The following is a 25,154-nucleotide window of genomic DNA, read 5'->3' as shown; positions in this document are numbered from 1 at the left end:
CCTCGACCCGGTCGCAGCCGAACGACGACCCCCGGCACTTCCCGCGGAGCGCCCGGCACTTCCCGCGGAGCGCCCAGCACTTCCCGCGGAGCGCTCAGCAGCGGATCCGGGCCATCTCAGGATCAAAAAGCGGCTCAGCCGCAACCGTCGCGGAGACCTTCTCGCCGAAGTACTCCACATGCACCGGTGTCCCGGGGGAAGCCGCCCCCGCGGGGACCCACGCGTAGGCCACACACCGCCCCACGCTGTACCCGTAGGACGCACTGGTCACATACCCGGCGGGGACGCCGTCGACATGGACGGGTTCGCTGCCCATGACGACCGCCGCCGGGTCGTCGAGGGTGAGGCACACCAGCCGCCGCGCGGGAGCGTCGAGCGCGGCGAGCGCTTCGCGCCCGGTGAAGTCGCCCTTGGCGGGCCGTACGGCGAAGCCGACTCCCGCCTCTTCCGGGGTGTGTTCGGCGCTCATGTCGGTACCCCAGGCGCGATACCCCTTCTCCAGCCGGAGGCTGTTGAAGGCGGAGCGCCCGGCCGCGATGACCCCGAGCCGCTGCCCGGCCTCCCACAGGGTGTCCCACAGCCGCAGCCCCACATCGGCGTCGGCGTACAGCTCCCAGCCCAGCTCGCCCACATAGCTCAGGCGCAGCGCGGTGACGGGGACGTGGCCGATGTAGGTCTCGCGGGCCTTGAAGTAGCCGAAGGCCCCGTGGGAGAAGTCGGCGGGTGTCAGCGGCTGGACGAGCTCGCGGGCGAGCGGGCCCCAGACGCCGACGCAGCAGGTGCCGGAGGTGATGTCCCGTACCTGTACGCCCTCGGGAGCGCGGCGGATGAGCCAGTCGAGGTCGGCGGGGGTGTTGGCGCCGAGCTGCCAGCGGTCGGGGCCGAGCCGGGCAGCCGTCAGATCGCTGCGGATGCCGCCGGTCTCGTCCAGGAGCAGGGTGTAGGTGACGGCGCCGACCCGCTTGTTGAGGTTGTTGCTGGTCATGCGCTGGAGGAAGTCGAGCGACCCGGGGCCGGTGACCTCCAGCCTGCGCAGCGGTGTCATGTCGTAGAGCGCGACCTTCTCGCGGGTGACCTTCGCCTCGGCGGCGGCGATCGGCGACCAGTGCTGTGCGGTCCAGGCGTCCCGCTCGGGCACCTGAATGCCCAGGTCCCGTACGAGGGGCGCGTTCGCCTCGTACCAGTGCGGGCGCTCCCAGCCGCCGGACTCCAGGAAGTAGGCGCCCAGTTCGCGCTCGCGCGGGTAGAAGGGGCTGGTGCGCAGCGGCCGGGGCCGCTCGGGGGGCTGGAGGGGGTGGATGACGTCGTAGACCTCGACGAAGCCGCGCTCGCCGCGGTCGCGCACATACGCGGGGGAGCGCTGGGCCTTCTCGAAGCGGTGCAGGTCGCACTCGTGCGCGTCGACGCTGGTGCGGCCGTCGGTCATCCACTCCGCCACGGCGCGCGCGGCACCGGCGGAGTGGGTGACCCACACGGCCTCTGCGAGCCAGAAGCCCCGCAGCGCACGGGACTCACCCAGCAGCGGCATGCCGTCGGGGGTGAAGGAGAAGACGCCGTTGAAGCCCTCGCCCACCCGGGAGGCGGCCAGCTGGGGCAGCATGCGGCCGGTCTCCGCCCAGCTGGGGGCGAAGTCCTCCTCGGTGAAGGGCAGCGAGGAGGGCATCACGGGTGCCTCGTCGTAGGCGGGCACGGCGTAGGGGTCCACCGGCAGGGGACGGTGCGCGTAGGTGCCGATGCCGATACGGCCCGCGCCGCCCGAGGGGTCGAGGTGTTCGCGGTAGTAGAGGTCGTGGTCCTGGTGGCGGAGTATGGGCCGGACGGCCTCGGCGCCGTGCGGGCCGCCGCCGCCCCGCGCACCGGATCCGGCCAGGGACGGCAGCGGTGCGGTCTTCGCGTACTGGTGGGCCAGGGGCAGCAGGGGGACGTCCACGCCCGCCATGGCACCGATGACCGGGCCCCAGAAACCGGCCGCCGAGACGACGTGGTCGGCGGGGAAGGTGCCCCGGTCGGTGACGACGCCGGTGACCCGGCCGCCGTCGCGTTCGATGCCGGTGACGGTGTGCCGGTCCAGGAAGCGGGCGCCGCGCCGCTGGGCGCGGGCTGTCTGCGCGTGGCAGGCCAGTACGGCACGGGCCAGCCCGTCGCCGGGGGTGTGGAAGCCGCCCAGCACCCGCTCGGGGTCGAGCATCGGGAACAGCTCCGCGCACCGAGCAGGGCCGACCAGTTCACCCTGGACGCCCCAGGAGGCGGCGAGTCCGGCCTTGCGGTGCAGGTCCAGCCAGCGCTCCTCGCTCGCGGCGACCTCCAGGCCGCCCACCGGCAGGAAGCAGGAGCGCCCGTCGACCCGCAGCGAGCTGAACTTCTCGACGGTGTAGGCCGCGTAGGCCGTCAGTGTCTTGGAGGGGCTGGTGCGGAAGACCAGCCCCGGCGCGTGGGAGGTGGACCCGCCGGGGGAGGCGAGCGGGCCCTGTTCGAGGACGGTGACGTCGCTCCAGCCACGCGCTGTGAGTTCGTCGGCCAGCGCACAGCCGACGATTCCCGCGCCGATGATCACGACGCGCTCGGTACGCCGTTCCGCGGACGGGATCTCCCCGGTCGCGGAACCGGCAGGGACAGTGTTCACAGGACCACCACCGATCGCAGGACCTTGCCGCGCAGCATCCGCTCGAAGGCGATCTCGACCTCGTCCAGCGCGATCGTCTCGGTGACGAAGGCGCCCAGGTCGAGCTTGCCGCTGAGATACAGGTCGATCAGTACGGGGAAGTCACGGCTGGGCAGACAGTCCCCGTACCAGGAGGACTTGAGGGCTCCGCCCCGGGAGAACAGCTCCTGGAGCGGAAGCTCGATCCGGACGCCGGGTGCGGGCACGCCGGCCTGCACGAGGACGCCCGCCAGGTCGCGCATGGCGAAGCCCTGGAGGTAGGTCTCGGGGCGGCCGACCGCCTCGATGACCAGGTCGGCGCCGTGGCCGCCGGTGAGCTGGCGTACGGCCTCGACGGGGTCGGTGCCGCGCGAGTTGACGCTGTGCGTGGCGCCGAAGCGGCTTGCGGTGTCGAGCTTGGAGTCGTCGATGTCCACGGCGATCACCCGGCGGGCTCCGGCGAGTGACGCGGCGGCGATGGCGGCGTTGCCGACACCCCCGCAGCCGATGACCGCGACGGTGTCGCCGTTGGAGACGCCGCCGGTGTGCACGGCGGCCCCCCACCCGGCCATGACGCCGCAGCCGATGAGCCCGGCGGCCTCGGGCCGCGCCGCGGGATCGATCTTGATGGCCTGGCCCGCGTCGACCAGCGTCTTCTCGGCGAAGGCGCCGATGCCGAGCGCGGGGGTCAGCGGGGTGCCGTCCAGCAGGGTCATGGGCTGGCGGGCGTTGCGGGAGTCGAAGCAGTACCACGGCCGGCCCTTGCGGCAGGCGCGGCACCTGCCGCAGGGGGAGCGCCAGGCGAGCACGACGAGGTCGCCGGGACGCAGATCCGTGACGCCGGGGCCCGTGGACTCCACGGTGCCCGCGGCCTCGTGGCCGAGCAGGAACGGGAATTCGTCGCTGACAGCGCCTTCCCGGTAGTGCAGATCGGTATGGCATACGCCGCATGCCTGGACGGATACGAGGACTTCGCCGGGGCCGGGGTCCGGTACCAGGACCGTCTGCACCTCAGCGGGGGCGTCCTTCTTCATCGTGACGACAGCGCGGACCTCGTGTGGCATTCCCAGACCTCGCAGTTGTTGCGTAGTGCACGACTGGTTGCGCTATGAGGAACATATTGAGAATGCCGGACGGGCCGCGTCAAGAGTTGTGGATCAGCGATTCATGACGGGGCGTCAGAAATGCGAAGTGCGGGTCCGGCCGTGGCCGGACCCGCACTTGTCGGTGGTCGGAGCACGATTGACGCCCCGTCAGGAAGTGATGCCGCAGGTGTCAATAGGCGTAGCCCATGCGGCGCGAGAGGTCCTGCGCAGCCGCCATCGTGCGCTTGGCGACCTCCTGGAGGCGCTCCTCCTCCAGCCGGTAGGACGGCCCCGAGACGCTGATCGCCCCGATCACCTTGCCGTCGTGGGCGCGCACCGGAGCCGCGACCGCGTGCAGCCCGATCTCCAGCTCGTCCCTGGCCACCGCGAACCCGGTCCTGGCCACGCCCTTCAGCTCCTCGCGCAGCTCGGCGGGTGAGGTGACGGTGTGGTCGGTCAGCCGCGGCAGCTTGCGCGACAGCACGCTCTCCTGCAACGACTTGGGCTGGTGCGCCAGCAGCGTCTTGCCGCTGGAGGTGGCGTGCAGCGGGGTACGCCGGCCCAGCCAGTTCTGCGCCGTCACCGACGAGGCGCCGCGCGCCTGCATGATGTTGACGGCCGCGTCGTCGTCGAGGATGGCGATGTTCGCCGTCTCGCCCACGTCCTCGGCCAGCTCACGGCAGACGGGCGCGCCCTCCTGTGAGATGTCCAGCCGCGAGGCCGCGGCGCCCGCCAGCCGCAGCACGCCGGGACCCAGGTAGTACTTCCCGCGGTCCTGCTCCTGGGAGACCAGCCCCCTGGACTCCAGCACGCCCAGCAGGCGGAACGCCGTCGACTTGTGGACGCCCAACTCCTCGGCGATGTCGGTCACTCCGGCCTCGCCGTGCCGGGCGAGAATCTCCAGCACGCTGACGGCCCTGTCCACCGATTGGACCGATCCGGCCGCGGCTCTCGGCTGCTTTACCGATCCCGTGTCCTCCGTCTTTTCGCTCATCTGCTCAACGTCACCGCCTGCTGGCCTGGTCGTGGTTCCCGGTTCGTGGTGCGCGGCTGTGCGTCGCCCTCCCCGGAGTATCGATGGAGGTCATCGGCGAGTGCTTGACGTGAAGCCTCCCCGCTTGGATTCTGTTGCGCATCACGCTCCATCGTGCGCGATACGGAACTCGGATGGTAGCGAAGTGCTTCCCGGCATACTCCGGCCACGACGGGCCGGGGTTCCAGCAGAACCCGCTCGCGAGGTGATTCACAGTGATACCCGTCTGCCGCCTTGAGGACCTGCCCGCTGGTGAGTCCGTCCGTCTCGACCTCGACCCTCCCATCGCAATCTTCAACGCCGACGGTGAGCTGTACGCCGTCGATGACACCTGCACCCACCAGGACGCTTCGCTCTCCGAGGGCTGGCTCGAAGGCTGTTTGATCGAATGCCCGCTGCACGCGGCTTCATTCGACCTGCGCAACGGCAGCCCCACCTGCCTCCCGGCCCGCCGCGCACTTCGTACCCACCCGGTGAGCGTGCTCGACGGCACCGTGTGGGTACACGTCGCCTCCGAAGAAACCGCACAGGCCGCCGAGGCCGGACAGGGGACAGCCGCATGAGGACCATCACCGTGATCGGCGCCTCCCTCGCCGGACTGTACGCCGCCATGTCGCTGCGCTCGCAGGGATACGACGGCAGGCTGGTGATCGTAGGGGAGGAGCACCATCGCCCCTACGACCGCCCGCCCCTGTCCAAGGAATTCCTCACCGGCGCCCTCACCGCCGAACGGCTCGCGCTCGCCGACGCGGAGGAGATCGGCGAGCTGGACGCCGACTGGCTGCTGGGCACCCGGGCCGAGGGGCTCGACCCACCCGAGCGCACCGTGCTGCTCTCGGACGGCCGCAGGCTGTCCGCGGACGGCGTGGTCCTGGCCACCGGCGCGGTGCCCCGCACGCTGCCGGGCGAGCCGCTCGACGGGGTGCACACCCTGCGCACCCTCGACGACGCCGCCGCGCTCCGCGAGGAGCTGAGCCGGGGACAGGTGCGGGTCGTGGTCATCGGCGCCGGCTTCATCGGCGCCGAAGTGGCCTCTTCCTGCGCCACGCTCGGTCACCACGTCACCGTCGTCGAGGCCGCCGAACAACCGCTGCTGCCCCAACTCGGCGACCGGATGGCCGCGTTCTGCGCCGACCTGCACACCGACCACGGCGTCACCCTGCTCACCGGCACCGGGGTGCGCGGGCTGCACGGCGACGGACAGGGCAGGGTCGCCTGGGTCGAACTCGCCGACGGCAGACATCTGCCCGCCGACGTGGTCGTCGTGGGAATCGGCGTACGCCCCGCCACCGGCTGGCTGGAAGGCTCCGGCATCCCGCTGGACGACGGCGTGGTCTGCGACGCGGGCGGTATGACCTCGGTGCCCGGCGTCGTGGCCGTCGGCGACGTCGCCCGCAGCGCGGGACGCCGCGCCGAGCACTGGACCAGCGCCATGGAACAGCCCGCCGTCGCCGCGAGAAACCTGCTGGCCGGGTCCACCGTGGAGACCTACACGGCCCTGCCGTACTTCTGGTCCGACCAGTACGGCATCCGCCTTCAGCTCGCCGGACACCGGGAGCCGGACGACACCGTACGGCTGGTCGAGGGCGCGCCCGAGGACCGCAGCTTCCTCGCCGTCTACGAGCGCGACGGCGTCACCACCGCCGTTCTCGCCGCCAACCGCCCCCGCCCCTTCATGCGCCTGCGCCGCGAACTGTCCCGCACCGGAGGTCTGGCCACGGTCTGACGTACCGGGCCCCGCGACACCGCCCCCGCCGCCCCCCGCACCCCGCCGAAGCCGTACCGGGTGTGGGGCCTGGCGCGGCAGGCCGGGTTGGGAGTGACGACACCATGAGGAGGCGGGCTCCCCGGGCCCGCCCCCTGCCTGCCGGTCGCTGTCTGTTCGCTAGTGCCCCTCCCGGCAAGCTTTGCCCCGTCGCGCCGCCCGGCACGCACTCCCCCAAGCTCTCCGAGCAGGGGGTGCCCCCAGCCGCGTTGGCCAAAAGCCCTGGTAGCTCCTTCCCCAAGCTCTCAACTTCGTTCGAGCAGGGGAGACCCCAATCAAGGACTTCCGGCCGCCTTGCGATCGCACGCACCGGACGACGCTCCTTCCGGGCAAACATTGCCGGTCACGGCACTAGTTGCTGACGGGCGTCGGCTGGGCCTCGCTCGGGCGGATGATCACGAAGCCCTCCCCGTCCAGCCGCAGCTGCACGGCCTCGCCGGAGCCGCCCCGGATCATCGAGCCGATGCTCTGGGAGCGGTGCAGCGAGGTCTGCAACTGCGCGCTCCAGCCCACCACCGCGTCCGTGTCCACGAACACCGGGGCCTGCGCCGAGACGGGGATGACGATGGGCGTGCCCTCGCAGATCACCGCGAGCCGGCCCTGGCCGGTGAAGACGCTGTTGAACAGCCCGCCGCCGCTCATTCCCGCGCCCTTGACGACGCCGATGTCGTAGTGGAGGCCCGCGTCGAAGCACAGGACGTTGCGGCCGTTGATGGTCAGGGAGTCTCCAGGGGCGATGTCCACGATGAAGCAGTTGGCCGCCTCGTGCGCGAACCACGCCTCGCCCTGGCCGCTGACCGTCATGAGGGAGAGCCCCTCGCCGGTCACCTGCCGCTTGAGGAAGTTGCCGACCCCCTGGCCCTTCTTCTCGAACCGCAGGTCGCCGCGGAAGGCGACCATCGCGCCCTGCCGCGCGTAACACTCTCCGTTCACCGCGTACTTCACGCACTTGTCGTTCTGCAGCACCATCCCCGGCGCGGTGCTGGGCTGAGCCATGTTCTTCGAGGCGAAAAGTTCACTCTGCATGTGTGCTCCCCCGGTCTTCTTCGGTCGTCAACAAGGCCAAACCTGCCTTCACGGCACCCTATCCAGCCCGCCTTCCGGACACACCCCCACTCCGCCCCCGCCCTGCCCCACCCCGGTCGAGCCTCGCGGTTGACGGCAGAGCTGTTTGAGGCTTTCACCGCACAACTGCCCGCCGTGCTCGCAAAGTCGGCGTCGAAGTCTCCACAGCAAGTTCAATGAAACGATAGAAGGTACTGGTCGGGGGGAGCGCCACCAGCCGCTCCTTTCCCGTGTACCGATCCCCTTTCCCGCGCACGCCGGAGGCGACCGAAGTGAAGTTCGTACTCGAAGTCGACATCGAGACCCCGCAGGACAAAGACCGGACCGTCACCGAACTCGGCCGCATCCTGCGCTACTGGGGCGGCAACCTCCACCACTACGACCTGAAGCCCGGCGACGGCTCCGCCGTCCACGACTCCGCCCACCGCGAGGTCGGCAACTGGAAGATCGCTTCCTAGCCTCGATCTCCCGTGACGGTCCGCCGGTTGTCCGGCGGGCCGTTCGGCTCGACGAAGCCCCGCCGCTGCTGCCGCGCGATGAGCTGACCAGTGGGCCGGTCCGCCGCGCCGAGTACGAGGAGCTGGAACGGCGCTACACGTCCTGACGGTGCCGGTTCGCGCCGAGCGAGCAATGCGCGCTACGCGGCCGGAGCGTCGTCCAGGACGCGGAAATCGCGATCGCCTTCGGGGTCCTCGGCGGCCACGGCGCACTCGGTCACCTCGGCGGCGCCCGGCCCCTCGGCGGCCCAGCTCACCAGGCGCTGTACGCCGTCCGGTGAGCCCTCGAAGACGGCTTCCACGTCGCCGTTGTCAAGGTTGCGGACCCATCCGTTCACGCCCGCCTCGCGGGCCAGCCGGCGGCAGGTGTCGCGGTAGTACACGCCCTGTACGAGGCCGCGGACGTGGACGTTTCGTCGGATCAGCACGGGGAGCCCTTCGAAGGAGAACGGTGGTGGAGCAGGCCCGTAGGACGCACCCGGCGGGGCGGACACGCCGGGTGGGCCGTATGGACCGTGCTTGTCAGAGTCGGCTGGTCAGCCGCTCGACGGTGCGGAATACGGGTTCGATCCTGGCCTCTCGGTAGCCGGTTCCGGCCCACAGGTGGATCAGGCGCGTGTCGCCCGCCGCGGTGGCGGCCTTGCGGAGCCCGCTGGTGAGGTGGTGCAGCGCCGGGTAGCCGGCCGGGGCGCGATCGGAGTACCGGTCGGTGAAGTGGTTGCGCAAGGCACGGGCCGGCCGTCCCGTGAAGGCGCGGGTGAGGACGGTGGAGTCGAAGGCGGGGTCCGCCAGCGCCGCCTTGTGGGGTGCGGAGGCCCCGCTCTCGTCGGTGCGCAGCAGCGCGGTGCCGACCATGGCGGCGTCCGCCCCGGCCCGTAGGACGTCGGCCACGTCGGTGGGGGCCGCGATCCCGCCGGTGGCGACGGTCGGCAGGGCGGTGGCGCGGCGTACCGCGGCGATTAGGTCGGGCAGGGCGGCGGGGGCGAGCGGCCGGTCGGGGGTGAGCGTGGCCGAGTGGCCCCCGGCGGCCGGCGCCTGCACGATCAGCGCGTCGGCCCCGGCATCGGCGGCCCGCCGTGCCTCGTCCGCCGTGGTGACGCACTGTAGGACCGTGGTTCCGGCTCGGCGCAGGCTCGTGATGACGTCGCCGTCGGGGATGCCGAAGGTGAAGGACACCCAGGGGACGGGGTGGGCCTTCAGCAGTTCGATCTTCTCCGACCAGTGGTCGTCGTCGTCCAGCGGTGCGGCGTCGGGCAGGGTCAGCCCGTAGCGGCCGGCCTCTTCCCCCAGCTCACGCGCGTAACGGCCGTACTCCTCGGGAGAGATGGGCACGGGGTTGCGTACGAAGAGATTGACGCCGAACGAGGCTCCCTCGGCTTCGACGGCGTGGATCTGCCCGGCCAGCGCCTGCGCGCTTTTGTACCCTCCGGCCAGGAAGCCCAGTCCGCCCGCGCGGGCTGCGGCGGCGACCAGGGCGGGCGTGCTCGGTCCGCCGGCCATCGGCGCGGCGAGGATCGGACGGTCGATGCCGAGACCGGTCAGCAGTGTGCTCATGAGCGCTCCTTGAGGTGCGAGGTCAGGCGGCCGGGGCCGCCGGGGCGAGGTGGTGCGGGAAGCGGACGCAGACGGCCGCCGCCGCGGCCCCGGCCAGGGCGACCATGACGCTGCCCAGCAGCAGGGCCTGGTTGTAGCCATGGTTCAGCAGCGGCGCGGCGAGCAGCGGGCCGAGGATCTGGCCCGCGCTGTACCCGGCCGTCAGCAGGGCCACGGCGCGCGGCACGCGCAGGTGGGTGCCGATCGACAGGGCGATCGTGCTGACGCCCATGAAGGTGGCGCCGAACAGCACAGCGGAGACGAGTGCGGGCATCGCGCCGCCGACGACGGCCGGCAGCGCGATGCCGACGGCCTGGATGCTCAGCGCGGTCAACAGGAGGGCGGGCCGGGACCAGCGGCGGGCCAGTCGGGTCCATACGGCGCAGGAGGGCAGGGCGGCGAGGCCGACGACGATCCACGCCCCGCCGCCGAGCCGGCCCGGAACGCCTTCCTGGATGGCCGCGACGAGGAAGGTGCCGGCGATGATGTAGCCGATCCCCTCGAAGGTGTAGCTGGCCAGCAGGGCGATGAACCAGCGGTGGGTGCGCGGCCGGTCGGTCGGCCGGTCCGTTTCGGAGTGTTCGCTCGCATGCCGGTGCGGGGCCATCGGCCAGGCGAGGGCGGCGAGCACCGCGGCGAGGGCGGCGCACGTCAGCCAGGCCGCCTGCCAGGTGTACGCCGCCTGCACGGCGACGACCAGCAGGCCGGACAGGGCGATGCCGGCGCCGACCCCGCCGAAGGCCCAGCCGACCAGGTGGTGGGCGTGTGCCCGTAGGCCGGTGAGCATGGCGCTGACGGCGATCACGAAGGTCAGCGCGCTGGCCGCGCCCGCCACGAGGCGCAGTGCGAACCACAGGGCGCCGTCGTGCGTGGCCGGCATCAGCGCCAGCGTGCCGACCAGCACGAGGAGCGATCCGCGCAGCGCCGCCGCCGACCGTACGACGGCGGGGGCGGCGATCCCGATGAGGGCGCCGAGGAGGTAGCCGATGAAGTTGGCCGTGGCCAGGTTCGCCCCGAGCGCCGAGGAGAGCCCGGCCTGATCGCGCATCAGCGGCAGGATGGGGGTGTAGACGAACCTGCCGACCCCCATGCTCGCGGCGAGCGCCGCCGCTCCGTGGACGACGATCGGCCACGGAGATGTCGTACGCGGCGGGGGCGTGATCGGCCTCGGAGATGTCGTACGCGGCGGGGGCGTGGCTGACGCGTGCACGGCTGTGGTCACCTTCCTGGTGGTGTTCAGTGGCCGCCTTCGACGCTAGGCAGCCCGTACGCGCCTGAGAAATGCCCGTTAGGCTGCCGCTATGCATGACGCGCATGGACGCCGGTGAGGGCCGCTACGGGCATGGACATCGAACTGCGCCATCTGCGGGCCTTCAGCTCCGTCGCCCGCCACCGCTCCTTCTCACGGGCCGCCGAGGAACTCCTGATCACGCAGCCGGCGCTCAGCCGCACGATCGCGCAGCTGGAGAACAGACTGAGCGTCCTGCTCCTGGACCGGTCCTCCCGGCACGTCGAGCTGACCGAGACCGGCGCGCGGTTCCTGGACCACGCCGAGCGGGTCCTCGCCGCCCTGGACGACGCCCTGGAGGTGGTCCAGCACCGCGGCGCCCTCCGGTTCGGCTTCAGCTGGCTGCTGCCCGACCCCTGGGCGCAGCGGACGTTCAGCCGCTTCGAGGAGGACACCGGCGCCTCGGTCAGCCTGAGCCGCACCGACGACCCGGTCCAGGCCCTGCGGCAGCGCACCGTCGACATCGCCCTCGTCCGGGGGGACGCCGAGGTGCCCGCGGGGATGCGGACGGTGCGCCTGTACGACGAGCCGCGGGTCGCCGTCTGCTCGCGCGAGAGCGACCTGACCCGTTTCACCCATCTGGAGTGGGCCGACGTCCCGCACTGGGCCCTGGTCGTCAACACCGTCAGTGGGACCACCGGCCCCGGGTCGTGGCCCGACGGCCGGCGCCCGGCCCAGGTCATCGAGACGGCGAACTACGACGAATGGCTGGAGACGGTGGCCGCGGGCCGGGGCATCGGCATCGTCCCCGAGGTCGCGGAGCGCCGTACGCAGCATCCGGCCCTGCGCTTCATCCCTCTCACCAACGCGCCCCCGAGCCCGGTGCGTCTCGTCCATCTGCCCGACGCCCAGCGGACGCTGATCCGGCGTTTCCTGGACGCCGCCCTGCGGAGCGCGTCCGAGTGACGTGCCCGGCCGGTCACCAGCGGCCATGCCCGCCGCGCATGGATGTGTCGCGGCAGGCATTTCCCCCCGGCCCGGCCCGTCTTTAGCGTCGAGGGTGCAACTGGCGGTCAGCGCGGCACCGGCCCCTGACGACGGCTGGGCCCACTCTCCGTAGGGCTGCCGGGAGTTCTCCACAGGGCTGCCGGAGGCTCCGCGCCGGGGCTGCCGTACGTCGGGCCGGTCTCGTACGAGGCCGGGGCCGGCCGGCCGCCACCCGCCGCACCCGCGACAGAAGAGCCGCCCCATGACTGCATTCACCGGATTCACCGGATTCACCGGCTGGATCACCCGCGAACTCCCGGACGGGCACCGCGCCACGCTCGAAGAGCTCGACAGCGGCGTGCTGGAGGACCGCGACACCACCCTGCGTGTGCACTGTTCGAGCGTCAACTACAAAGACGCCCTCGCCCTCCAGGGCCGTCCCGGCGTGGTCCGCCGCCATCCCCTGGTGCCGGGCATCGACGTCACCGGCGAGGTCCTCACCAGCAGGCACCACCGCTGGCGCCAGGGCGACCTGGTCACGCTGAACGGCGCCGGGCTCGGTGAGGACCGGCACGGCGGCCTCGCCGGGCTCGCGGCCGTCGACGGCGGGGACCTCGTGCCCGTGCCCGCCCCCTTCACCCCGGCCCAGGCGGCGGCCATCGGCACCGCCGGATTCACCGCCGCGCTCAGCCTCCTCGCCCTCGAACGGCAAGGGCTGGCCCCCGAACACGGGCCGGTCCTGGTCACCGGGGCGGGCGGCGGCGTCGGCTCGATCGCCGTCGCGCTGCTGGCCCACGCCGGCTACGAGGTGATCGCCGCGACCGGCCGTCCGGAGATCCTGCACGACCGGCTCACCGCGATCGGCGCGGCCCACATCGTCGACCGCGCGGAACTCGACCCCGAGGGGAGGCCGCTCGCCAAGCAGCGCTGGGCGGGCGTGGTCGACGCGGTCGGCGGCCCCGTCCTGGCGGGCGCGCTGGCCGGGCTGCGGCACTCCGGCACCGCCACCACCTGCGGACTCGCCGCGAGCGCCGAATTCCCGGGGAACGTCCTGCCGTTCATCCTGCGCGGCGTCGGCCTGATCGGCATCGACTCCGTGCGCACCCCGCGCGGGCGTCGCGAGGCCGCCTGGCAGCTCCTCGCACACCACCTCGACCCGGCCCTGCTCGACAGCGTGACCCGGACCATCCCCCTCGCGGCCGTTCAGGACGCCGCCGCCGACATGCTCGCCGGTCAGGGAACGGGCCGCATCGTCGTCGACGTCCGCGCGCGCTGACCCGGCCGCGCGGGAACCGACGACTCAAGCACCAGCCCCCTGCCGCACACCACCACGGGGTACCGCGCGTGGCGGACGAGGCAGGGACCGTACAAAGGAGAACATCATGGCCACCACAGAGGAAGGGCCGCGCGCCTTCGACGAACTCATGGCGCTCCGGGGCGGCGAGCGGCCGGCGCCCGGCGAGGTGAGGACGACGGGGTCCGACCCGCTGTTCGCCTCGCCCTTCCGCGTCGGCCGGACCCTCGCCGACGCCCTCGCGGCCCGTGCCGTCGCCGCGAACGACCTGTGGGAGATGCGGACCGGCCGCCGGCAGCGGATCGAGGTCGACGTACGGGCCGCAGCCGCCACGGCCCTCGGCGGCGAGGACATGACTCTCGTCCGCGACGCGGCGGGCACGTACCGGCCCATCCCGGTATCGTCCGACGTCGAGCACATGGCGTCGCTCACCCAGCCCTGGCGGACCGCCGATGACCGCTGGTTCGTACCGCACTTCAACCTTCCGCACCTCGAACAGCGCGTGCTGGACGTGCTGGGCTGCGAGGCCACGCCCGCCTCGGTGGAGGCCGCGGTCCGCAAGTGGAAGGCGGACGACCTGGAAGAAGCGATCGCCGCCGCCGACGCGTGCGGCGGAGTCGTCCGTACCGCGGGGGAGTGGCTGGATCACCCGCAGGGCGCCTATCTCGCCGGGCGCCCGGTCGTGGAGATCACCAAGATCGGTGACAGCGCCCCCGAGCCCCTGCCCGCCGGCGCCGAACCGCTCGCTGGCCTCCGCGTACTCGATCTCACCCGCATTCTCGCGGGGCCCACCGCCGCCCTCAGCATGGCCGAGCACGGGGCCGACGTCCTCATGGCCACCGCGCCGCACCTCCCCCAGGTGCCGCCGTTCGTCCGCGACACCAGCCATGGCAAGCGCAGCGCCTACCTGGACTTCACCCGCCCCGACCAGGCCGCCCGCCTGCGCGAACTCGCCTCCGAAGCGGACGTGTTCATCGAGGGCTACCGTCCGCACCGGCTGGAGGCGCACGGCTTCGGCCCCGCCGACCTCGCGGCCGTACGGCCGGGAATGGTGTACGTCAGCGTCAACTGCTTCGGCTCGGGCGGCCCGTTCGGGGGCCGCGCCGGATGGGACCAAGTGGCGCAGGCCGTGACCGGCGTCTGCGACATCCAGGGACGCGCGACGGGGGCGGGCCGCCCGCAGCTCACGCCGGTCTTCCTCTGCGACTTCCTCACGGGCTTCCTGGGCAGCTACGGCGCGATGCTCGCCCTCGCGCGCCGCGCCCGCGAAGGCGGTACGTACCGCGTCAGCGTCTCTCTCTGCCAGTCCGCGATGCTTCTCCAGCGGCAGGGGCTGATCGGCGGCTTCGACGACGCGGCGGGCCGGCTGGAGCCCGCGGAGTTCGAGCGCTACGCGGTGGCCGACGACGCCACCGCGTACGGCGATCTGAAGAGCCTCGGCCCCGTCATCCGCATGTCGGAGACGGCTCCCCGCTGGTCGGGGACGACGCCGCGGCTGGGCAGTTCGCGGCCGGAGTGGCTGCCGCGTTAGCCTCGGTCCTTCGTGACGGCTTGCCGGGTCATGCCCGACCGAGTACGACAGCCACCGGCCGTGTCCGGCCACCCGGGCCACGAACTCGTGGGTGCCGCCGCCGGAGTCGGTCCGGATCAGTGTCCGACCACCCGTCGGACACCACGCTTCATGAAAGCGCGAGGTCAGGCGCCGGCGGCTACGTGCCGGACGCGCCGCCGACGAAGGCCGGGAGCAGAGTGCGGACCACGGCTTCCACCGGTGGCAGGAAGCGGGCGGCGGCCGGGCCGAGCAGATAGGTGTGCAGGGCCCGTTGGTGTGCGGCGCCGATCAGCAGCAGGGCGCCCGCCCTCGGGTCGGCCGCCTCGGGCATGCGCCCGGCCGCCCGCTCGGTGCGCAGCCAGTCCGTCACCGGGCCGAGGGCCAGGTGGGGGCCGATCTCCCCGTCCCGCTCCGCGAGCAGGTCGCGCAGCTGGCTGTCGGACTGGAGGGCGCCGAGGATCGGCAGAATGCCGAGGTAGAACCTCTCCAGTCCGGCGACCAGTGCCGTGAGATCGTCGGCCGGGTCGCCGCTGGGTGTGCGGTCGCCCAGGACGGCGGTGGCGTCGGAGAAGACCGGCAGGTGCAGGCCGATGACGGCCTGGAGCAGGCCGAGCCGGTCGCCGAAGTGGTAGAAGACGCTGGATTCCGCGACCCCGGCCCGGCGGGCGATCTCCTTGGTGGACAGGGCCAGCCCCGCCTCGCCCAGCACCTCTTCGGTGGCCTTCAGTACCGCTTCCCGTACGCCCGTCGAGGGGCGCCCGCGCCGCGTCTCCGCCACTTTTTCTCCTCGTTTTATTGAGCGGACACTCAGGAAGAGGGTAACTTACTGATTGTTCGCTCAGTAAATCAGAGGGAGAGGGGACCCCCATGCCGGACACCGGCGCGCACGCGAGGACCGAGGCCCACAAGGACGCGATCCGGCGCCTCTACAAGGCACTTGAGGCCGGGGACGTCGACGTGGCCGACGAGCTGTTCACCGACGACTTCGTCACCAGCGAGGGCCGGCACCAGAACGTCCGGGGTCCGCAGGGGTTCAAGGACGCCATCCGGGGGGTGCACAGCGCCTACACCGACCCCACGTTCGAGATCCTGGACATGGTGGCCGAGGGCGACGCGGTGACTCTCCGCTGGCGCATGCGGGCGACCCACACCGGAGAGCTGATGGGAGTACCCCCCACCGGGCGGCAGATCAGCATGGAGGCGTTCGCGCTGTTCCGGTTCACCGGCGACCGCGTCAGCGAACGGCACGCCGTCATCGACCGCCTCGGCCTGCTCCGGCAGCTCCAGGACGAGGGCCCGGCAGCCTGATCGACAGGAGCCCCCGGGCTCCACGGACCCGGGGGCGCCGGGGCGGCCCGGTCTCAGAACAGCCCGTGCCACATCTGCTCGACGATCAAGGACCACCAGCTCTTCGGATCACTCAGCGCCGTCGCGTCGATGGCCGTCAACTGCTCCTGGAAGGCGGCGACCGCCGCGCCAGCGGCGACCGGGTCCATCCCGGGCATCCGCCGGCGCGTCGTGGACAGCAGGGCCAGTGAGCGGACGAACGCGGACACCGAGACGTTCACGGGAACACCCATGGCGTACAGCGGCGGGACCGCCCAGACCTGGCCGACCGGCGTCGACATGTGCGGCTGCGGGGTGCACTGCACGGTCATGGCGGCCACCCCGTCCGAGCCGATCCGGACATGCTCGGAGAGCACCTGAAGGGTCCGCTGGTTGGCTTGGGTCCCGACCTCGCGCATGAAGGTCGTCGCGTCCGTGAACAGCCCGCCCGGCGGGGGAGCGTCGGCCCGGTCGGCGGAGAAGAAGAACGGGATGTCGGCGGGGAGCCCGGCCCAGGTGAGAGTCGCCTTGGCCGCCTCCGGCAGCTGGGTGTGTGCCACGTCGTCCGCGTCGTAGCGCCGTACGCCGTCCGGGCCGAACTCCTCGGCGAGGTGGCGGCCCAGCGCGATGTCCCGCATCGGCTCGGCCGGCGCCACGTTCGAGGGCACCGCGAGGCGACGGGGCCGGGGCGGGGGCTGCTGTCCGGCGATCTGATGCATCATCTCGACGTGCTGGAGGAGCCCGGCTATGCCCTCGGCCCGCTCCTCGGGGCTCATGCCGTAGTTCTGGGCGCAGGAGAACTGCGCGTTGGGGAAGGCGCCCCGCAGCATCTCGCCCGGGTAGCCGCCGGGCAGCACACTTGAGCTGAGATCCGTGTGGACGGCCACCACGTTCCGCGGCGGGACGCCGATGCGCTGGATCTCGGCCATCGCCTGGTATTCGGAGTGCGGCAGACCCGGAGCCGAGTTGCGGAACAGGTTGGTCTCTTCACCGTTCGACGGATCGACATACGTGATGACGGTGGTGTTGCCCGGGCCGGTGACGGGGGGCTCCGTGGCGGCCCCGGCGCCCCCGCCGCCGTGCTTGTGCTGGTACATCCGCACGACTTCCTCGACGGGCACGGACGGCCAGGCGGTCAGCTCTCCGGTGCGGCGGTCGACGACACCGCAGGCGCTCCCGAACTCGGCCGGAGGGCGCCGCTGCCCGGTGACCGGGTCCACCTCGGGCGGCGGCGGCACGGCCCACACCACCCACCCCAGGTCGAACTCGTGGGTCGCCACCTGCCGTTGTGGTGCCTGGTTGCCCTGGGGATTGAGCCAGCGGTCGGCAGTGGCGACGGCCTGGGCCATGGTGATCAAGACGAAACTCCTCGGAGGTCTTCAGGGCGGGCGTACGAGCACGGACCGGGCGCTGCCGTGGCCTGCGAGGTGCTGCGGGACGCGTGTGGCTCCTGGGACAGATGTTTCAGGTGGTGTGCGACGTGAGAGTACCGTCGGCGTGCCGACAGGACCACGGGGCCCCGGGCACCGGCCTGCTGCCGGTGGCAGCCTCCCTACTGGCCCTTCAGCCGCTCCCGCAGCTCTTCGTCGTCGGAGACGAACCATGTCTGCCGCCCGCGGTTGGCCTCGCGGACGAAGTCCCGCAGCGCCGAACTGACCGCCGTGTGGCGGGATATGTCGCCGAGCACGACGAGTCCCACGCGGTATTGGACGAACTTCTGGATGATGTCCCCGGCCACGCGGGTGCTCAGCTGGAAGAACGCGTCGTCGAACCGCCCGGCGGGGATGACGACCCACTGGGCACCCTGGTAGGACGCGTTGCCGATGAGATCCAGGGCCTCACGTTCGCCCCCGATGGCCTCGCCCTCGGCGGCGCACATCAGCACGGGCACGTCATGGATCGTCTGCGGGGAGCTCATGCGGGGAGGCTAGCCGCGCGAATCGCCGGGGGCGACGGCGTTTTCCGGGACCGCCGGGGAGGGCCGGAGCGGTGACGCCGCGCTGTCACAGTGCGATCGCGCGGTGGGCGAGTGCCGCGTCGGCCAGCGCTTCGGGCGGGGCGTCCCGCAGCTCGGGAGGCGGGTGGAAGATCAGGTCGCTCGGGTTCGGATGGGGGACGCAGGCATCCAGCAGGCGCAGGTAGTGGTCCGTCTCCGGATCCGCGGCCTGGATCCTGCGGATGATCTCCGCGAGTTCGGACCGGGTGATCCCCTCCACGTGCGGCCGGTGGGCGCGTGCCGCCTCCCGGGCGAAGTCCGCCAGGCTGCGCCAGCCGGCGTACGAGGCGAAGTCGGCGGCCGAATAAGCGTGCCCCGTACGCGCGTTGAAGGCGGCGACGGCCTCCTCGGCCGCCGCGTCCGCCGGCCCGTCCCGAGCCACCAGCCCGGCGACGCGCTCGATCTCCCGGCCGAGCTCGGCGAGGCGCTCCTCGTCGACGGGCGGGGGCAGCAGCTCGGGGCGCAACTCGGTGCCGCGCCTCATCGCCGTATGCCCTTCAGCCGGCTCGCGGTGTGGGCGACGGCGTCGGCAGGCGGGCACAGCGGCCCGGTGGGCGGCGGGGCGGTGGGCGGCGGCGGCATGGGGGAAGTCTCGCCGGTCAGCGGCGTCGCGCACCAGTGGACCCCCGGAGGAAGCGGGGGCGCGGGGGACGGGTGCGCTGTGATCCACTACGCGGAGAGGCCGACGAGCGGGCCCGCCGATGAGGAGCGGGCCGCCGGACGGCGGGCGGAATCCGACGACGAGGAGGGCATGGATGTCGACGCGGCGAGGGGCGCGGCGCCGCGCGGACGCGAGCGGGCCCCCGGACGCTGACGCGGGCACGGAGGCGCTGCCCGGCGCCGGCCGGGAGGCGGTCACCGCAGCGGACGCGCGGCACGTCGGCGGGGAGCTGGGGAGGGCCGTCGTCACCGCCGACCCCGCGCTGTCCGACGAGGTCGTGCGAGGCCTGGCGGAGGTGACCGGGCGCCCGCTGGGCACGGGGGACGGGGCACGCGTCCACATCGGACCCGGCCTTCCCGAACTCGCCGAGGGCGAAAGGCTGTTGTGGATGCACAGCACCTGGGCGGGCGTGGACGGGCTGCTCGGATCCCGTTCGCCCTGGCCCCGGGAGGTGCTGCTGACCCGGACGGTCGGGCGCATGGGGGAGCGGATCGGGCAGTACGTCCTGGGCTGGGCCCTGGCCGACTGCCAGAACATCGCCGGCTTCCTCCGCCAGCACCAGGGCCGCGTCTGGCACCGGCTCCCCACCGAATCGGCCGAGGGGACGACGGCGGTGATCTTCGGCACCGGGGCCGTCGGCGCCGCTGTCGCCGCCGCGCTCCAGTGCTGCGGCATGAACACGGTCGGCGTCGCCCGCAGCACGCGTACGCGCCCCGGCTTCGACCGCGTGATCGCCATGGACTCCATGGGTGAAACGGGCGGGATGGGCGGCATGAAAGCCGCGGACGCTCCGGAGGACGGTGCGGCGGCGGACGGCGAGGCGGCGGACGACGGACCCGTGGCCGAGGCCCTCGCGCGGGCCCGCTTCGTGATCAACGCCCTCCCGCTCACCCCCGCCACGACCGGGCTCTTCGGCCCCCGGCTGTTCGCCGCCATGGAGGGCGCGCTCTTCATGAACGTCGGACGGGGAGAGTCCGTCGACACCGTGGCGCTCGGCGAGGCACTGAGGGCCGACCGGCTGCGCGGCGCGGTGCTCGACGTCCTCCCGGACGAGCCCGTCCCGGCCACGTCCGAGCTGTGGGACCTGCCCCGTACGGTCCTCACCTCGCACTCGGCCGGTGTCACCACCGACGAGGACGTCCTCACCGACTTCCGCGCGGCCTGGCGCTCCCTGTCCCAGGGCGAACCCCCGGCGCTGGCGGTCGATCCGGGGGCCGGATACTGAGGCGCATGCTGACCATGGATGCCGTACTGGAGGTGTACCGGGCCAGGGAGTTCGCGCTGTGGGAGGTCGGCCAGGAGCCTCCCTCGGACCGGCTGCTGGCGCTCTCGGGGGAGCTGTCCCTTCCGCAGGTCGGCACCGCGCTCGCCGTCCTCGTCCAGTACAACCGCGTGGAGGCCCACAGCGCGGCGGAGCTGCTGCCACGGCTGGCCGCCGAAGAGTGCCTGGTCGCGCCCGGCGGGCTGCGGCTGCACGACGCGCGGAGCGGGACCACGATCGTCCCCGGCTGCTGCTGCGGTCTGGAGGAGTGGCGCGAGTGGGCGCGCCTCGGGGAACGGGAGATGCCCTGGATGGGCCACGACCCGGACCCCGACGGGGAGTTCGGCGCGACGACCGTGAGCCTCTGGCCCGACGAGGGACGGCGGACAGCGCCCGCCGTCGTCCCCTTCACACGGCTGCGCGGACTGCTGGAGAAGGTACGAAGCGACCTGACCGGCTTCATGTGGCTCGCGGGGGAGTGGAGCGAGCGGCAGGTACCCGGCACCGGCGCCGCGCTGCGGCAGAAGCTGGACGAGGCCTTCCACCTCAGCGCGCCCTTTTCCCGGGCGCGGTGAGGGCCGGGCCTGCCGAGGTCCCGGCCTGCCGACGGCGGCCACGGTGGCGCCGGACAGCTCGGTCCGGAAGGCGGGCGGCGGCGGAACGCGAGAAGGTGGCCTGAACGCGTGCCGGGCCCGGCGTGGGGGAACCCGGGGACGGCCCGACCTGCGCACACGAGGAGATGGGGCCGGCATGAACTGCTACGACTGCCACAACGAGGGCACCACCACCCCGGCCGTCGCCACCTGCGTCGACTGCGGGGCGGGCGCGTGCACGCGCCATCTGCACGACGACCCCGAACCCCTGCGCAGCGGCGGTGGCACGGGGCGGACGTGGTCGCAGCGCGACTCGCGCCGTCTGGTCTGCCTCGTGTGCCACCGCACGGCCATGGGCGAAAGCAAAGGGTGAACCCCCGGCCCTTGCCGCGCCCCGCGCCGCCCCTTCCCCACGCTCGGGCCCTTCCCGGCGCTCCGGCGTCAGGTTCCGCTCGGGGGTCAGGTTCCGCTCCGGCGTCACGTTCCGCTCACCCGTTCGGCCCTCCTCGCCGCACGCGCTCGCCGCACGCGATCGGCCGGGCCACGGCCCATGCTCTGAAGGCGCGGGCCGTGGCCCGTCCCACCTGAGTGTCAGGAACTGAGCGGCACGTGCCGGCCCTCACGTGCCCGCCCGCCCTCACATGCCGGCTGTCATGGCCCGAGCAGGGAGAACAGGCCGCCGTCCGGGTCGCGGAGCGAGGCCACGTGGCCGTGTGTCACCCGCTCCGGGGATGTGAGGATCTCGCCGCCCGCCTTCTCGGCGGCGGCGAGCGCCCCGTCGAGGTCGAGGGCCCGGAAGTACACCTCCCAGCGGGTGCGCGCCTGCGGGTCGGGCGCGGCCTCGATGCCGCCGCCGCGCAGCCCCGCGACCGTCTCCCCGTCGGTCAGGATGTGCACCTCGTCGTCCTGCTCCTCGTAGCTCACGCCGTGGCTGGGGTTCTTGGTCCACTCGAGGACCTCGCCGTAGAAGAGCGCCGCGGCGAAGGCGTCCTGCGTGTGCAGTTCCAGCCAGGCGGGCGAGTGACCCGCGCCGAGGGCCCAGCCGCGTGGCAGTGCGCCCTGCCACACACCGAAGGGGGCGCCATAGGGGTCGGCGGCCATCGCGGCGCGGCCCATGCCCAGCCGGATCGGGCCGACGGCGACGGTGGCCCCGCGCTCGCTGATGCGCTCAGCCGCCCGCCCAGCGTCCTCGACGGAGAAGAAGACGGTCCAGCGCACGGGCAGCTGCCATGAGACGGCGCCCTCGTTGAAGCCCGCCACCGGCTCGCCCTCCCGCTTCGCCACGCGGAATCCGGGACCCAGCGTGCTGTCCTCGAAGGACCAGCCCAGTACGGCTCCGTAGAACTCCTCGGTGACCTGCCGGTCGCGGATCGTGAGACTGACCCAGCAGGGCATTCCGGGTACGGAATCCATCACTTCACCTCTAGCCTCCTGCGTTTCACGCTCTCTCTCGTCTTCGTCCTTGCCTGCTTCTGAGCTTCCGTTTCCGGTCCCGCGCGCCGGGGTGCCCTGGGGCGGATGATGCGAAACGAAGACGGAAATGTACGGTTTTAAGAGTTTTGCGGGAATCCAGGGCGGGTACTTGCCGGGTGGCACCGAGTCCGGCGCAGTACTCGCCGTTGCCTCCGACCGTTCCACGTCGCGCGCCGCTGTGCGCCACCGAGGAGTCGCCATGATGGCCCACCCCGACACCCTGCGAGAGCTGCTCACGCGCTACGAGGAGCTGCACGGCCGCCCGGCCGAGCGCCAGAAGCTGGACGACGTCTCGTACACGCTGTGTGTCTCCACCGCCACGCGTGACATCGGGGAGGCCCTCGTGGCGGCCCGTGCGCACATCGAGGAGGAGGCGTACGCGGCCCCGGCGGGCGGCGCGCGGACAGCCGCCTGAGCTGTACGTACCTCACGCGCGACCAGCCCGGATGCCTCGGTGCCCCAGTGGGTGCCGAGGCGGCTGCGGCGTCAGCCTGTGTCCCGTCGTCCTGTGCCCCGTCGTCGCGCGGCGACGGGGTTCTCAGGTGCCGCTGATGCATGCATCCTCAACTGTGGCGTGTGGGGCGAGTGGGTGCTAGAAAGCGCATATGGCGCAAGATTCCTCGCACCGGGTCGTCGTGATCGTGGACGAGAACTCCAACCCCTTCGAGCTGGGCTGCGCGACCGAGATTTTCGGCCTGCGCAGGCCCGAACTCGGCCGTGAGCTGTACGACTTCGCGCTGTGCTCCCCCGAGCCGCGCACGCTGATGCGCGACGGGTTCTTCACCCTCACCGGCGTCGCGGGACTGCACGCCGCCGAGCACGCCGACACCCTCATCGTCCCCAACCGGCCCGACACCGAGGTCCCGCACCGCCCCGGGGTGCTGGCGGCCGTCCGCCGCGCGCACGCCCGAGGGGCCCGCCTGGTCGGCTTTTGCAGCGGTGCGTTCACCCTCGCCGAGGCCGGAGTGCTGGACGGGCGCAGGGCGACGGCCCACTGGCAGTGGGCCCACCTGTTCCGCGAGCGCTTCCCCCGGGTGCAGCTGGAGCCCGACGCGCTGTTCGTGGACGACGGGGACATCCTCACCGCCGCGGGCAGTTCCGCGGCCCTCGACCTCGGTCTGCACCTGGTGCGCCGTGACCACGGCGCCGAGGCCGCCAACGCGGTCAGCAGGCGGCTGGTCTTCGCCGCGCACCGGGACGGCGGCCAGCGGCAGTTCGTCGAACGCCCGCTGCCCGCCGTCCCGGACGAGTCCCTGGCGCCCGTCATAGCCTGGGCCCAGGAGCGGCTCGGCGAACCCCTCACGGTCGGCGACCTCGCCGCCCGCGCGGGAGTCAGCTCCGCCACGCTCCACCGCCGCTTCCGCGCCCAGCTGGACACCACCCCGCTGGCCTGGCTCTCCGGCGAGCGGGTCGCCCTCGCGTGCCGTCTCATCGAACGCGGTGAGGAACGCCTGGAGGTGGTGGCCCGCCGCAGCGGACTCGGCACGGCCGCCAACCTCCGCTCCCGCCTGCGCCGCGAGACGGGCCTGAGCCCCTCCGCCTACCGCCTGCGCTTCGGGCGCGGGGAGGATCGCCAGGAGCGTGAGAAGCCACGGGAGCCGCAGGACCAGTCCGAGCGGCCGGACCAGCCGGAGCGGCCGGACCAGCCGGAGCGGCCGGAGCGGCCGAAGCGGCGCGATCGGGGCCTCGCCGGCGTCTGAGGGCCGCCGCGCTCCCTCGCGAGAACGGGCCGCAGGCGGCGAGGAACAGCTCGCCGAACGCGAGATATCACGTGACTCTCACCCGGCCGGTGGCTCTTTTCGGCCCATCAATTGAGCGCAATGATGTGGGCGACGCCATTGACGCTCGGACGTTGTGCCATAACTCCCCCTTCAAGGAGGACTGTTCGATGATGCAACGTGAAAAATCAGGCACTGCATAGCCACGAAAATCAGGCACATCAGAGCCATCGACAGGTGGGCTGTGTCTGTGCCTTCCTGGAGAGCTACGGAAAACGCCAAGGCAAAGCACGGCGAGGAGTCAAGAACGCGCCGCAGGCTGCCTCAAGAATTTTCGGGATATTGCCTTTCCGTATCCGTGCGCACCGTTTCCGTGACGGTGAAGCGCGCGCCCGGATCCCGGTCTTCGCCGCCCCCGCCGGCCCCCACCGCGTCGCCGGTGCCGCCCACTTCGTAGGGGTCGATCCGGCCCAGGACCCGCACCTGATCGCCCGCGCCCCGGCCCGACTCCAGGGCGTCCAGCGCCTCGAAGTCGGCGAGCTCCCGGTCGTCCTCGTCGGCCATGACGAGCTGGGAGACGGTCGCGACGTGGTTGCCGTCCTCGTCCCACAGCTCGAAGCAGAAGGTCGGCGGCACGAAGCTGCGCACCCCGTTGTCGATCACCCGTACCGGGGCCGGGACCGTGCGTGCGCTCATCGCGGCATCGCCTCCCACCGCCCCGCCGGGCAGCTCTCGGTGGCCAGCGCCGCTTTCCTGCGCACGTCACAGCCGCACAGCCCGCACACCGAGGGGCCTTCGCCGGTGCCCATCAGCCGGTAGAGGGCTGTGCGCGGGGCGGCGGTCAGGTGCTCGCAGCCGTGGCAGGTGGCCAGTCGTTCCTGGTAGAGGGGCTGCGGAGTACGGGAGAAGCCGGCCGCCGCCCACCGGCCGAGCGCGGTGCCCGCGCGGCCGAGCAGTTCGGTGTTCCCGGGTGTGCGGTGCTCCCGCGCGGGGGCGGAGTCCGGCCCGCGCGCCGCGTCGGTCCTGTGCGCGGGGTCCGTCCTGCGCGTCGCGTCCGCGCTGTGCGCCGCGTCGGTCCTGTGCGCCGCGCTTGGGCCGTCGGCCGCGCCCGGCTCGTCCGCAGGGGCGGTACCCGTCTCGCCCAACAGCAGGCCCAGCATGCCGGGATCGTCCCTGCACAGCTCCAGATGGTGCAGGAACATCGGGTCGTGTGCGATCTGCGCGAGCACCGCGTCGGTCACCCGTCGCTCCGGAATGCCCAGGGTCGCGGCGATCTCCGCGCGGCCGGGCGCCCGCTGTTCGTTCTGTGTGCCTGCCATCAACTCTCCCTGGTACGCGATTCGGACAGGGCGCGGGACGGGACGGCCGCCCGTGCTGCCGAGGTCT

The 25,154-nt window shown here is 72.5% G+C and carries 27 protein-coding genes; 13 read left to right on the top strand and 14 right to left on the bottom strand.

Annotated features, from left to right (window positions below; translation table 11 throughout):
• Positions 1-94 precede the first annotated feature (94 nt).
• The 3 genes from OHB04_RS05505 to OHB04_RS05495 all read right to left on the bottom strand — a co-directional run bounded on the left by OHB04_RS05505 (position 95) and on the right by OHB04_RS05495 (position 4,720).
• Positions 95-2,623: a GcvT family protein gene (locus tag OHB04_RS05505; protein ID WP_442814783.1), complete on the bottom strand. Its 2,529-nt coding sequence runs from the start codon at positions 2,621-2,623 to the stop codon at positions 95-97.
• Positions 2,620-3,705, bottom strand: a complete 1,086-nt coding sequence (locus tag OHB04_RS05500) for an S-(hydroxymethyl)mycothiol dehydrogenase (RefSeq protein ID WP_326686548.1) — start codon at positions 3,703-3,705, stop codon at positions 2,620-2,622. Before OHB04_RS05500 ends, OHB04_RS05505 begins: the two co-directional genes overlap by 4 nt.
• 211 nt (positions 3,706-3,916) lie before the next feature.
• Positions 3,917-4,720, bottom strand: a complete 804-nt coding sequence (locus OHB04_RS05495; RefSeq protein ID WP_326686547.1) for an IclR family transcriptional regulator — start codon at positions 4,718-4,720, stop codon at positions 3,917-3,919.
• 254 nt (positions 4,721-4,974) lie between these two features.
• On the opposite strand from OHB04_RS05495, the gene OHB04_RS05490 reads away from it, so the two are divergent.
• Positions 4,975-5,322, top strand: a complete 348-nt coding sequence (locus OHB04_RS05490; protein WP_326806931.1) for a bifunctional 3-phenylpropionate/cinnamic acid dioxygenase ferredoxin subunit — start codon at positions 4,975-4,977, stop codon at positions 5,320-5,322.
• Positions 5,319-6,485 carry an NAD(P)/FAD-dependent oxidoreductase gene (locus tag OHB04_RS05485; protein WP_326686545.1) on the top strand — a complete coding sequence of 389 codons (1,167 nt, stop codon included), beginning with the start codon at positions 5,319-5,321 and terminating at the stop codon, positions 6,483-6,485. The genes OHB04_RS05490 and OHB04_RS05485 overlap by 4 nt, the downstream gene beginning before the upstream one ends.
• Before the next feature lie 390 nt (positions 6,486-6,875).
• Here OHB04_RS05485 and OHB04_RS05480 read toward each other — a convergent pair whose 3' ends face one another.
• Positions 6,876-7,550, bottom strand: a complete 675-nt coding sequence (locus OHB04_RS05480; RefSeq protein ID WP_326686544.1) for an AIM24 family protein — start codon at positions 7,548-7,550, stop codon at positions 6,876-6,878.
• Positions 7,551-7,861: 311 nt separating this feature from the next.
• Here OHB04_RS05480 and OHB04_RS05475 point away from each other — a divergent pair, with 311 nt between their 5' ends.
• Positions 7,862-8,047 carry a hypothetical protein gene (locus OHB04_RS05475; RefSeq protein ID WP_326686543.1) on the top strand — a complete coding sequence of 62 codons (186 nt, stop codon included), beginning with the start codon at positions 7,862-7,864 and terminating at the stop codon, positions 8,045-8,047.
• Positions 8,048-8,226: 179 nt separating this feature from the next.
• Here the strand turns inward: OHB04_RS05475 and OHB04_RS05470 are convergent, their stop codons facing one another.
• From OHB04_RS05470 to OHB04_RS05460, 3 genes are all read right to left on the bottom strand, one after another.
• Positions 8,227-8,511, bottom strand: coding sequence for an acylphosphatase (locus OHB04_RS05470; protein WP_326692598.1), 285 nt, complete (start codon positions 8,509-8,511; stop codon positions 8,227-8,229).
• Between the two features lie 97 nt (positions 8,512-8,608).
• Positions 8,609-9,640, bottom strand: coding sequence for a nitronate monooxygenase (locus tag OHB04_RS05465; RefSeq protein WP_326686542.1), 1,032 nt, complete (start codon positions 9,638-9,640; stop codon positions 8,609-8,611).
• Between the two features lie 22 nt (positions 9,641-9,662).
• Positions 9,663-10,769 carry a YbfB/YjiJ family MFS transporter gene (locus tag OHB04_RS05460; RefSeq protein ID WP_326692597.1) on the bottom strand — a complete coding sequence of 369 codons (1,107 nt, stop codon included), beginning with the start codon at positions 10,767-10,769 and terminating at the stop codon, positions 9,663-9,665.
• A 252-nt stretch (positions 10,770-11,021) separates the two neighbouring features.
• Here OHB04_RS05460 and OHB04_RS05455 point away from each other — a divergent pair, with 252 nt between their 5' ends.
• The 3 genes from OHB04_RS05455 (at position 11,022) to OHB04_RS05445 (ending at position 14,719) form a co-directional block, all read left to right on the top strand.
• Positions 11,022-11,873: a LysR family transcriptional regulator gene (locus OHB04_RS05455; RefSeq protein ID WP_326686541.1), complete on the top strand. Its 852-nt coding sequence runs from the start codon at positions 11,022-11,024 to the stop codon at positions 11,871-11,873.
• Positions 11,874-12,156: 283 nt separating this feature from the next.
• A complete protein-coding gene (locus OHB04_RS05450; RefSeq protein WP_326686540.1) occupies positions 12,157-13,170 on the top strand; it encodes an MDR family oxidoreductase in 1,014 nt (337 codons plus the stop codon).
• A 106-nt stretch (positions 13,171-13,276) separates the two neighbouring features.
• Positions 13,277-14,719: a CoA transferase gene (locus OHB04_RS05445; RefSeq protein ID WP_326806930.1), complete on the top strand. Its 1,443-nt coding sequence runs from the start codon at positions 13,277-13,279 to the stop codon at positions 14,717-14,719.
• A gap of 178 nt (positions 14,720-14,897) precedes the next feature.
• Here OHB04_RS05445 and OHB04_RS05440 read toward each other — a convergent pair whose 3' ends face one another.
• Positions 14,898-15,518: a TetR/AcrR family transcriptional regulator gene (locus OHB04_RS05440; RefSeq protein WP_326686538.1), complete on the bottom strand. Its 621-nt coding sequence runs from the start codon at positions 15,516-15,518 to the stop codon at positions 14,898-14,900.
• A gap of 89 nt (positions 15,519-15,607) precedes the next feature.
• Between OHB04_RS05440 and OHB04_RS05435 the strand changes: the two genes are divergently transcribed.
• The gene (locus OHB04_RS05435; RefSeq protein WP_326686537.1) at positions 15,608-16,048 is read left to right on the top strand and encodes an ester cyclase; all 441 of its coding nucleotides are present in this window, start codon (positions 15,608-15,610) and stop codon (positions 16,046-16,048) included.
• A 53-nt stretch (positions 16,049-16,101) separates the two neighbouring features.
• Here OHB04_RS05435 and OHB04_RS05430 read toward each other — a convergent pair whose 3' ends face one another.
• The 3 genes from OHB04_RS05430 to OHB04_RS05420 form a co-directional block, all read right to left on the bottom strand.
• On the bottom strand, positions 16,102-17,415 hold the full coding sequence (locus tag OHB04_RS05430) for an SUKH-4 family immunity protein (protein ID WP_326809404.1): 1,314 nt from the start codon (positions 17,413-17,415) through the stop codon (positions 16,102-16,104).
• A gap of 203 nt (positions 17,416-17,618) precedes the next feature.
• Positions 17,619-17,984: a DUF4180 domain-containing protein gene (locus OHB04_RS05425; protein ID WP_326686536.1), complete on the bottom strand. Its 366-nt coding sequence runs from the start codon at positions 17,982-17,984 to the stop codon at positions 17,619-17,621.
• Between the two features lie 85 nt (positions 17,985-18,069).
• Complete coding sequence (locus OHB04_RS05420; RefSeq protein ID WP_326686535.1) at positions 18,070-18,546, bottom strand: hypothetical protein; 477 nt, start codon at positions 18,544-18,546, stop codon at positions 18,070-18,072.
• A gap of 6 nt (positions 18,547-18,552) precedes the next feature.
• Between OHB04_RS05420 and OHB04_RS05415 the strand changes: the two genes are divergently transcribed.
• From OHB04_RS05415 to OHB04_RS05400, 4 genes are all read left to right on the top strand, one after another.
• A complete protein-coding gene (locus tag OHB04_RS05415; protein WP_326806929.1) occupies positions 18,553-18,876 on the top strand; it encodes a hypothetical protein in 324 nt (107 codons plus the stop codon).
• Positions 18,818-19,948 (top strand): NAD(P)-dependent oxidoreductase, encoded by a 1,131-nt coding sequence (locus tag OHB04_RS05410; protein WP_326806928.1) that lies wholly within the window; start codon positions 18,818-18,820, stop codon positions 19,946-19,948. The genes OHB04_RS05415 and OHB04_RS05410 overlap by 59 nt, the downstream gene beginning before the upstream one ends.
• A 5-nt stretch (positions 19,949-19,953) precedes the next feature.
• Positions 19,954-20,559: a hypothetical protein gene (locus OHB04_RS05405; protein ID WP_326806927.1), complete on the top strand. Its 606-nt coding sequence runs from the start codon at positions 19,954-19,956 to the stop codon at positions 20,557-20,559.
• Positions 20,560-20,734: 175 nt separating this feature from the next.
• Entirely contained in the window at positions 20,735-20,950 is a 216-nt protein-coding gene (locus tag OHB04_RS05400; protein WP_326686531.1) for a DUF2180 family protein, read from the top strand.
• A 278-nt stretch (positions 20,951-21,228) separates the two neighbouring features.
• On the opposite strand, the gene OHB04_RS05395 is transcribed toward OHB04_RS05400, so the two are convergent.
• Complete coding sequence (locus OHB04_RS05395; protein WP_326686530.1) at positions 21,229-21,990, bottom strand: VOC family protein; 762 nt, start codon at positions 21,988-21,990, stop codon at positions 21,229-21,231.
• A gap of 259 nt (positions 21,991-22,249) precedes the next feature.
• Here OHB04_RS05395 and OHB04_RS05390 point away from each other — a divergent pair, with 259 nt between their 5' ends.
• Together OHB04_RS05390 and OHB04_RS05385 are read left to right on the top strand one after the other, a co-directional pair.
• Positions 22,250-22,465, top strand: a complete 216-nt coding sequence (locus tag OHB04_RS05390; RefSeq protein WP_326686529.1) for a DUF5133 domain-containing protein — start codon at positions 22,250-22,252, stop codon at positions 22,463-22,465.
• A gap of 190 nt (positions 22,466-22,655) precedes the next feature.
• Positions 22,656-23,750 (top strand): GlxA family transcriptional regulator, encoded by a 1,095-nt coding sequence (locus tag OHB04_RS05385; RefSeq protein WP_326806926.1) that lies wholly within the window; start codon positions 22,656-22,658, stop codon positions 23,748-23,750.
• Positions 23,751-24,092: 342 nt separating this feature from the next.
• Here OHB04_RS05385 and OHB04_RS05380 read toward each other — a convergent pair whose 3' ends face one another.
• Positions 24,093-24,464, bottom strand: coding sequence for a hypothetical protein (locus OHB04_RS05380; RefSeq protein ID WP_326806925.1), 372 nt, complete (start codon positions 24,462-24,464; stop codon positions 24,093-24,095).
• Entirely contained in the window at positions 24,461-25,087 is a 627-nt protein-coding gene (locus tag OHB04_RS05375) for a hypothetical protein (RefSeq protein WP_326806924.1), read from the bottom strand. The genes OHB04_RS05380 and OHB04_RS05375 overlap by 4 nt, the downstream gene beginning before the upstream one ends.
• Positions 25,088-25,154 lie beyond the last annotated feature (67 nt).

Source organism: Streptomyces sp. NBC_01775 (assembly GCF_035917675.1).
In the GTDB taxonomy this organism is placed as follows: domain Bacteria; phylum Actinomycetota; class Actinomycetes; order Streptomycetales; family Streptomycetaceae; genus Streptomyces.
Note: the sequence above shows the minus strand (reverse complement) of the source record. Positions and strands in the feature narration are given on the sequence as shown.